The 9,706-nt window shown below is 73.5% G+C and carries 2 protein-coding genes (1 of these 2 cut by a window edge); both read left to right on the top strand.

Annotated elements, in window-relative coordinates; all coding sequences use genetic code 11:
* The coding region annotated (locus ACRDSK_RS14640) for a type I polyketide synthase (RefSeq protein WP_431441296.1) crosses the window boundary (this coding region is incomplete at its 5' end): on the top strand, positions 1-215 show 215 of its 20,018 nt. The annotated region extends 19,803 nt beyond the left edge of the window.
* A partial coding sequence (locus tag ACRDSK_RS14645; RefSeq protein WP_431441298.1) for an SDR family NAD(P)-dependent oxidoreductase occupies positions 212-9,706 on the top strand: 9,495 nt, incomplete at its 3' end. The genes ACRDSK_RS14640 and ACRDSK_RS14645, both read left to right, overlap by 4 nt.

Genomic DNA, 9,706 nt, shown 5'->3' on the forward strand with positions numbered 1-9,706 from the left:
CCACCGTCGAGTCGCTGGACTCCGAGGTCGACCGGCTGGCGACGCTCGTCCTCGCACTGGACGACGGCAAGCGGGCACGGGTCACCGACCGCCTGCGGGCGCTCGTCGCCCGAGCGATGACGACCGGCGGGACGAACGGCGGCACGAACGGCATTGCGGCGGTCACCTCCGACGAGGAGATGTTCGCCTTCATCGACGACCAACTCGGCCGCTGACGGCGCGGAAGGACTGCACCATGTCCAATGAGGACCGACTTCGGGACTACCTGCGGCGCGTATCGGCCGAGCTGAGCGACACCCGACGCCGGCTGCGGGACTCCGAGGACCAGCGCACCGAGTCGATCGCGATCGTCGGGATGAGCTGCCGCCTGCCCGGCGGCGTGCGCTCACCCGAGGACCTGTGGACGCTGGTCGCCGAGGGCCGGGACGCGATCACGCCGTTCCCGGACGACCGCGGCTGGGACGTCGACGGGCTCTACGACCCGACCCGCTCGACCCCGGGCACCACCTACTCCCGCGAGGGCGGCTTCCTCGACGGTGCCGCGGAGTTCGACCCCGAGTTCTTCGGGATCAGTCCGCGCGAGGCGCTGACGATGGACCCGCAGGAGCGGCTGCTGCTCGAGTCCGCATGGGAGGCGTTCGAGTACGCCGGGATCGACCCGGCGTCGCTGCGCGGCAGCCGGACCGGGGTGTTCGCCGGCTCGATGTACCACGACTACGGCGTGGCGCTGAGCCCGGTGCCGCACGGCACCGGTCACTACGTGACGAACGGCAGCGTCGGCAGCGTCGTGTCCGGGCGGATCGCCTACTCGCTCGGGCTGCAGGGCTCCGCGGTCACCGTCGACACGGCGTGCTCGTCGTCGCTCGTCGCGATCCACCTGGCGAGCCAGGCATTGCGGGCGGGGGAGTGCTCGATGGCGCTGGCCGGTGGCGTGGCGGTAATGGCCACGCCGTGGCTGTTCGTGGAGATGAGCCGGCAGGGCGGGCTGGCCGCCGACGGCCGGTGCAAGGCGTTCTCGGCCGCGACGGACGGCTCGGGGTTCTCCGAGGGAGTCGGCCTGCTGCTGTTGGAGCGGCTGTCCGACGCCCGGCGCAACGGGCACGACGTGCTCGCGGTAGTCCGCGGGTCCGCGTCGAACCAGGACGGGGCGTCGAACGGGTTCACCGCCCCGAACGGGAGCGCGCAGGAGCAGGTGATCCGGCAGGCGCTGGCCGCCTCCGGACTGTCCACATCGGACGTCGACGTGGTGGAGGCGCACGGCACCGGCACGACACTGGGCGACCCGATCGAGGCGCAGGCCCTGTTGGAGACGTACGGGCAGGACCGCTCGGCGCCGCTGCTGCTGGGGTCGGTCAAGTCGAACATCGGGCACGCGCAGGCCGCCGCGGGTGTCGCGGGCGTCATCAAGATGGTCATGGCGATGCGCCACGGGACGGCCCCGAAGACGCTGCACGTGGACGAGCCGTCGCCGTACGTCGACTGGGAGTCCGGCACGGTCGAGCTGCTCACCGAGTCCCGGCCGTGGCCGGCGACCGGCCGGGCGCGGCGGGCCGCGGTGTCGTCGTTCGGCATCAGCGGGACCAACGTGCACGCCGTCCTCGAGGAGGCGCTCGCGCCGGACCACGAGGAGACTCCGGCGGTGCCGGCCGTGCCGTGGGTGGTGTCGGGCCGCACCCGCGACGCGCTGCGCGACCAGGCAGGCCGTCTTCGGTCGCGTGTGGACGGTGTGGATCCGATCGATGTCGGGTTCTCGTTGGCCTCGTCGCGGGCGGTGTTCGAGCATCGTGCGGTGGTGGTCAGCCGGGAGTCGACGGAGCTCTTGGCGGGGTTGGACGCCTTGGCGGCGGGGGAGCCGTTGACCGGTCTGGTCGAGGGGCTCGCCGACGTCGAAGGTCGCACGGTGTTCGTGTTCCCGGGTCAGGGTGCGCAGTGGGTGGGCATGGGTGCCCGGTTGCTGGAGGAGTCGCCGGTGTTCGCCGAGCGGCTGGCCGAGTGCGCCGATGCCCTGTCGTCCCATGTGGACTGGTCGTTGCTGGATGTGTTGCGGGACGGTCGGGACCTGGATCGGGTCGATGTGGTGCAGCCGGTGTCGTTCGCGGTGATGGTGGCTCTTGCCGCGTTGTGGGAGTCCTACGGTGTCACGCCGGATGCTGTGGTCGGTCACTCGCAGGGTGAGATCGCCGCTGCCGTCGTGGCCGGTGGGCTGTCGCTGGAGGATGGTGCGCGGGTCGTGGCGTTGCGCAGCCAGGCCATCGCTCGCACGCTTGCCGGTCGTGGCGGGATGATGTCGGTCGCGCTGCCGGTGGCCGAGGTCGAGGCTCGGCTGGGCGATGGCGTGTCGGTCGCGGCGATCAACGGGCCCGGGTCCGTTGTGGTGGCCGGTGACCCGGAGGCGCTGGACGTTCTGTCCGACGAGCTGACCGCCGAGCAGGTGCGGGTCCGGAAGATCCCGGTGGACTACGCCTCCCACACCGACCACGTCGACCTACTCCACGACGAGCTGCTCGACACGCTCAGCGAGATCACCCCACACGACACGACGGTGCCGTTCTACTCGACGGTCATCGGCGAGTGGGTCGAGGGCATCGGGCTGGACGCCGGGTACTGGTATCGCAACCTGCGCGAGCAGGTCGGCTTCGAGCAGGCGATCCGCGCGCTGCTCGAGGCCGAACACAGCGTGTTCGTCGAGGTCAGCCCGCACCCCGTGCTGACCATGAGCATCCAGGAGATTGGCCGCGACGCGATCGTCACCGGGACGCTGCGCCGCGACGATGGCGACCTCGCCCGGTTCCTGACCTCCGCCGCCGAGCTGTTCGTTCGCGGCGTCCCCGTGGATTGGCAGCTGCCCGGCCATCGGGTCCCGCTGCCCACCTATGCCTTCCAGCACAAGCGTTTCTGGCAGACCGGCGTGCCCACGTCGGCCGGCGACCCGGCCGGGCTCGGCCTCATGGCGGCCGACCATCCGCTGCTGGGCGCCGCCGTGGAGTTGGCGGAGGCCGACGGCGCGCTGTTCACCAGCCGTCTCTCGCTGGGCACTCACCCGTGGCTCGCCGACCACGCGGTGCGGGGCACCGTGTTGCTGCCCGGCGCCGCGTTCCTCGAGCTCGCCATCCGCGCCGGCGACCAGGTGGGCTGCGCCGTCGTGGAGGAGCTGACGCTCGGTGCGGCGCTGCCGCTGCCCGAACGTGCGGCCGTGCTCGTCCAGGTCCGGGCCGGCCAGGCAGACGACGCGGGCCGCCGCATCCTGACGATCCACTCGCGCCCGGTCGACCGGCCCGGCGCGCCGTGGCAGCTGCACGCCACCGGTGCGCTCGCACCTGACACCGAGCCGGCCACCGGCGCCACGTCCTGGGCGCCGGCCGCCGAGGCGCGGGACCTGACCGGCGTCTACGAGCGGTTCGCCGAAGGCGGACTCGACTACGGGCCGACGTTCCAGGGCCTGCGGGCCGTCTGGGCCGACGGCGACGAGGCCCACGCCGAGGTCGCGCTGCCCGACGAGGTCGCCGACACCGCCGGCGCGTTCGGCATCCACCCGGCACTGCTCGACGCCGCGTTGCAGTCCCTGTCGTTCGTCCTGTCCGGACACGGCGAGGGCGGGCTGCCGTTCTCGTTCACCGACGTCCGGCTCGCAGCGGGCGGAGCGGCCGCGGCGCGGGTCCGGGTCACCCGTACCGGCACCGACACGGTCGCCGTGACCGTCGTCGACCCGGACGGCGGCCTGGTGCTGGAGATCGGCTCGCTGACCGTCCGGGACGCGGCCGCGATGCCCACGGTCGTCCCCGCCGCTGATGACGGCACGTACCGTCTCGACTGGACTCCCGTTCCGGCCGTGTCCTCGGACGTCGAGGTGGTGCCGCTGGAGCTGGATGTCGACCTCGCGTCGCTGGAGACCGTGCCCGAGGTCGCGGTCGTGAGCCTCTCATCCGATGTGGACGATGTGCCGACGGCCGTGCGGGACCTGACAGGCCGCGTGCTGCGGCTGCTGCGGAACTGGCTCGCCGACGAGCGCTTCGCCCGGTCCCGGCTGGTGTTCCGCACCCGTGGTGCGCTCGCCGCCGGCCACGGCGAACCGGTGACCGACCTGCCCGCCGCTGCGGCGTGGGGCCTGGTCCGGTCCGCGCAGTCCGAGCACCCCGGGCGGTTCACACTGGTCGACACCGACCAGGATGTCTTACCCGCCACCGTGTTCGGCGGAGCGGAGCCGCAGTACGTGGTCCGCGACGGCACGGTCCGGGCGGGACGCCTGGCACCGCTGACCTCCGGAACGGGCCTCGTGCCACCGCGCGGCGACGCCTGGCGGCTGGACTCGACCCGCCGCGGCACGCTCGACGCCCTCGACGTAGTGGCGCTGCCGGAGCCGGGACCACTGGCGCCGGGCCAGGTGCGCATCGACGTGCGCGCCGCCGGGCTGAACTTCCGGGACGTGCTGAGCGCGCTCGACATGTACCCGGGCGAGCCGGGGCCGCTCGGCGCGGAGGTCGCCGGCGTGGTCGCGGAGGTCGGCGACGACGTGCCGGGGCTGCGGCCGGGGGACCGAGTGATGGCCTTGGTGCCGGGCGGAATCGGACCCGAGGTCGTGGCGGACCATCGGTGTGCGACAGCCATCCCCGGTGACTGGTCGTTCACCGACGCGGCGTCGGTGCCGGCGGTGTTCCTCACCGCCTACTACGCGCTGTTCTACCTCGCCGGCCTCCGGTCCGGCGAGTCGGTGCTGATCCACGCCGGTGCGGGCGGGGTCGGCATGGCCGCGATCCAGCTGGCCCGGCAACTCGGTGCGGACGTGTTCGCGACCGCGAGCGAGGGGAAGCAGGACGTCCTGCGTTCGCTCGGCGTCGCGGACGACCACATCGGGTCGTCGCGGACGACGGAGTTCGAGCGGACCTTCCTCGAGACCACCGGTGGCCGCGGTGTCGACGTGGTACTGAACTCCCTGGCGGGAGAGTTCGTCGACGCATCGCTGCGCTCTCTCCGGCCGGGCGGCCGTTTCGTGGAGCTGGGCAAGACCGACGTCCGCGAGGTCGACGGGATCGACTACCGGGCCTTCGATCTGGCGGAGGCCGGACCGGAACGGGTCGGCGACATGCTGGCTGAGCTGATGGTCCTGTTCCGCGACGGTCTGCTGACGCCGCTGCCCGTCACGACGTGGGACGTGCGGCGGGCGCGGGACGCGTTCCGCCATGTCAGCCAGGCCAAGCACGTCGGCAAGGTCGTGCTCACGATGCCACCTCGCTGGGACCCCGCCGGCACGGTCCTGATCACGGGCGGCACCGGCGGCCTCGCCGGTCACCTCGCCCGCCACCTCGTCGCCGAGCGCGGCGTGCGCCACCTGCTGCTGGCGAGCCGCCGCGGTCCCGACGCCCCCGGGGCGACCGAGCTGCGGGCCGAGCTGGCCGAGCAGGGCGCGGAGGTTACCGTGGTGGCGTGCGACGTCGCCGACCGCGACGCGCTCGCCGCACTCGTGCACGGCGTGCCGGCCGAGCACCCGCTCACCGCGATCGTGCACACCGCGGCCGTCCTCGACGACGGCGTGGTCGAGCAGCTGACGCCGGACCGCCTGGACGGCGTGCTCGGGCCGAAGGCCGACGGGGCCTGGCACCTGCACGAGCTGACCGAGGGCATGGACCTCGCCGCGTTCGTCGTGTACTCGTCCACCTCCGGCGTGACCGGTGGCGCGGGCGCCGGCAACTACGCGGCCGCCAACGTCTTCCTCGACGCGCTCGCCCAGCACCGCGCCGCCCGCGGCATGCCCGCGCAGTCCATCGCCTGGGGACGGTGGTCCACCGAACGCGGCCTGACCGCCGGACTTTCCGATCGCGGCAACCAGCGCCTGGACGCCGCCGGCGTGCGGGCGATCACCGCCGAGCGCGGCATGGCGATGTTCGACACCGCCGCGGCCACCGACGAGGCGCTGGTCGTGTCCCTGCTGCTCGACGCGGCCGTGCTGCGCGCGCCCGACCTCCCACCGCTGCTGAGCGGCCTCGCCGGCACGTCCCGGCGCCGGGCCGCTGTGGGATACGCGGCCGACTCGGGCCTGGCCCGGCGCCTGCGGGACGCCGCGCCGGCCGACCGCGCCCGCGTGCTGGTCGCCGCCATCCGCGCGCAGGTGTCGGCGGTCCTCGGTCACGCGCCGGACGGGGTCGACGTCCGCCGCGAGTTCCGCGAGCTCGGCTTCGACTCGCTGACCGCGGTGGAGCTGCGCAACCGGCTCGCCACCGAGACCGGGCTCAGGTTGCCGGCGACCCTGGTGTTCGACTACCCGACCCCGGTCGTGCTCGCCGAGCACCTGCTGTCCCTTCTCGTCGACCTGCCCGCCGCCGAGCACGCGGCGGCCACTCCGGTGTCGCACGACCCGGACGACCCGATCGTGATCGTCGGCATGAGCTGCCGGTTCCCGGGCGGCGTCGCCTCGGCCGACGACCTGTGGCGGCTCGTCGCCGAGGGCACCGACGCGATCACCGGCCTGCCCGGCGACCGCGGCTGGCGGATGGGCGGCAGCGACGCGTTCCGCGGCGGCTTCGTTCACGGCGCCGGCGAGTTCGACCCCGCGTTCTTCGGGATCTCGCCGCGCGAGGCGCTGGCGATGGACCCGCAGCAGCGGCTGGTGCTGGAGACGGCGTGGGAGGCGTTCGAGCACGCCGGCATCGACCCGGACTCGTTGCGCGGCAGCCGGACCGGCGTGTTCGTCGGCGCCGCGGACAGCGGCTACGCCGGCCCGTCCGAGCTGGGCAGCCACCTCGTCACCGGCAGCTCGCTGAGCGTCGTGTCGGGCCGGGTCGCGTACGTGTTCGGGCTGGAGGGCCCGGCGATGACCGTCGACACCGCGTGCTCGTCGTCGCTGACTGCGCTGCACCTGGCGTGCCAGTCCGTGCTGTCCGGCGACAGCACGCTCGCGCTGGCCGGCGGCGCCACGATCATGGCCACCGAGACGCCGTTCGTCGCGTTCGGACAGGAGGGTCTGCTCGCGGAGAACGGCCGGGCCAAGGCGTTCTCCGACACCGCGGACGGGATGAACCTCGCGGAGGGCGTCGGCATCGTCGTGGTCGAGCGGCTGTCCGACGCCGTCCGCCAGGGGCACCCGGTTCTCGCCGTGGTGCGCGGTTCGGCGGTGAACTCCGACGGCGCGTCCAACGGCCTCACCGCCCCCAACGGCCCCTCACAGCAGCGGGTCATCCGCCAAGCGCTGGCGAGTGCAGGTCTGTCCACATCGGATGTAGACGTGGTGGAGGCGCACGGCACCGGCACGACCCTCGGCGACCCGATCGAGGCGCAGGCGCTGCTAGCCACGTACGGCCAGGACCGGGCGACGCCGCTGCTACTCGGGTCGGTCAAGTCGAACCTCGGGCACACCCAGTCCGCCGCCGGGATCGCCGGCGTCATCAAGACCGTCCAGGCCCTGCGCAACGGCGTCGTGCCACCGACCCTGCATGTCACCGAGCCCTCGACGCACGTTGACTGGTCGGCCGGGGCCATCGAGGTCGCGACCGAGCGGGCCGACTGGCCGCCGACCGAGCGGGCCCGCCGAGCCGCGGTGTCGTCGTTCGGGATCAGCGGCACGAACGCGCACCTGATCCTCGAGCAGCCACCGGCGTCCGCTGTCGAGGACACCGAGCCGGGGCCGGCCGGGCCGTGGGTGCTGTCCGCCCGTTCCGCCGGTGCGCTGCGCGCTCAGGCCACCCGGCTGCTGTCCCGAGTGGACGAGCTGGCGCCTGCCGACGTCGCCTTCTCCCTGGCACGAACCAGGTCGTTGTTCGAGCACCGCGCCGTCGTCGTGTCCGACACCGTCGCCGAGCTGCGGACCGGGGTCGCCGCGGTCGGCCGCGGCGAGCCGTCGGCGGCGGTCGTCGAGGGTGTGGCCGATGTGGACGGTCGAGTGGTGTTCGTGTTTCCGGGTCAGGGTGCGCAGTGGGTGGGTATGGGTGCCCAGTTGTTGGCCGAGTCGCCGGTGTTCGCCGAGCGTTTGACCGAGTGCGCCGCGGCTCTTGACCCGTTCGTGGACTGGTCGTTGCTCGACGTCCTGCGCGATGGTCGGGATCTGGACGGGGTCGACGTGGTGCAGCCGGCGTCGTTTGCGGTGATGGTCGGGTTGGCGGCGTTGTGGGAGTCCTACGGTGTGACGCCGGATGCGGTGGTCGGTCATTCGCAGGGTGAGATCGCTGCCGCGGTGGTCGCCGGTGCGTTGTCCTTGGAGGACGGTGCGCGGGTGGTGGCGTTGCGCAGTCAGGCGATCGCTCGGACTCTGGCGGGTCGTGGCGGGATGGTGTCGGTCGCGCTGCCGGTGGCCGAGGTCGAGCCACGGCTCGGCGAAGGACTCTCGATCGCTGCCGTCAATGGGCCGAGTTCCGTTGTGGTGGCGGGAGATCCTGGCGCGCTGGACCTTCTGTTCGACGAGTTGGCGGCCGAGGAGGTGCGGGTCCGGCGGATTCCGGTGGACTACGCCTCGCACACCGATCATGTCGACCTGCTCCGCGACGAGCTGCTCGACGCCCTCGCCCCGATCACTCCGCGCGAGGCGGCGGTGCCGTTCCTGTCGACGGTGACGGGGGAGTGGCTCGACGGCACCGAACTGGACGCCGACTACTGGTTCCGCAACCTGCGCCACCGCGTGGACTTCGAGCCCGCCATCCGCACGCTGCTGGCCGCCGAGCACCGCGTCGTCGTCGAGGTCAGCCCGCACCCGGTGCTCGTCCCCGCCGTGCGCGAGACGGTCACCGGCGACACCGTCGTCGTGGCCGGCACCCTGCGGCGCGACGACGGCGACCTGACCCGGTTCCGCACCTCGGCGGCCGAGCTGTTCGTCCGCGGTGCCACCGTCGACTGGCCCGTCGCGGGCCGCCGCGTCGACCTGCCCACCTACGCGTTCCAGCGCGAGCGGTACTGGCCGGAGCCGGCCGAGGACACGGTCGGCGACCCCGCCGACACCGAGTTCTGGCGCGCGGTCCGCGAGACCGACCCGCGCTCGCTCGCCGACGCGTTGGACGTGGACACCGACGCGCTCGCCGCCGTCCTGCCCGCCCTCGAAGCGTGGCGCGGCAAGCTGACCGACGAGTCCACCGTGGACGGTTGGCAGCACCGGATCGGCTGGCAGCCCCTCAGCCTGCCCGAGACCGCCACGCCGGCGGGCACCTGGCTCGTGGTCACCGGTCCCACCCACCTCGGCTGGGTCGCCGCCACGATCACCGCACTCGGCGCGCACACCGTCTCGATCGCCGTCGACACAGCCGACCGGGACGCGATCGCCCGGCAGCTGCGCACGGCGGGCGCGGGCGGCGCGCACTGGGCCGGCGTGCTGTCGTTTCTCGCGCTCGACGAGACCGAGCGGGCGGGCGTGCCAGCCGGCCTGCCGCTGACCACCGCGCTGCTGCAGGCCATGGGCGACGCCGGCCTTGACGCTCCACTGTGGAGCGTCACCCGCCGGGCCGTCGCGGTGAGCGGCGGCGACCAGCTCGCCGCCCCGATGCAGACCGGCGTCTGGGGCTTCGGCCGCGTCGCCGCGCTGGAGTACCCGGACCGCTGGGGAGGCCTGGTCGACCTGCCGGACACCGTGGACGATCGGGTCGGGCGACGGCTGGCGGCCGTGCTGGCGAGCGTCGCCGACGACACCGACGACGGCGCCGAGGACCAGGTCGCGGTGCGTGCAACCGGCACGTTCGGCCGCCGCATCGCGCGGCTGACCGCGCCCGCCCGCGGCGACTGGCAGGTCTCGGGC

Source organism: Actinophytocola sp. (assembly GCF_050699915.1).
GTDB lineage: Bacteria > Actinomycetota > Actinomycetes > Mycobacteriales > Pseudonocardiaceae > Actinophytocola.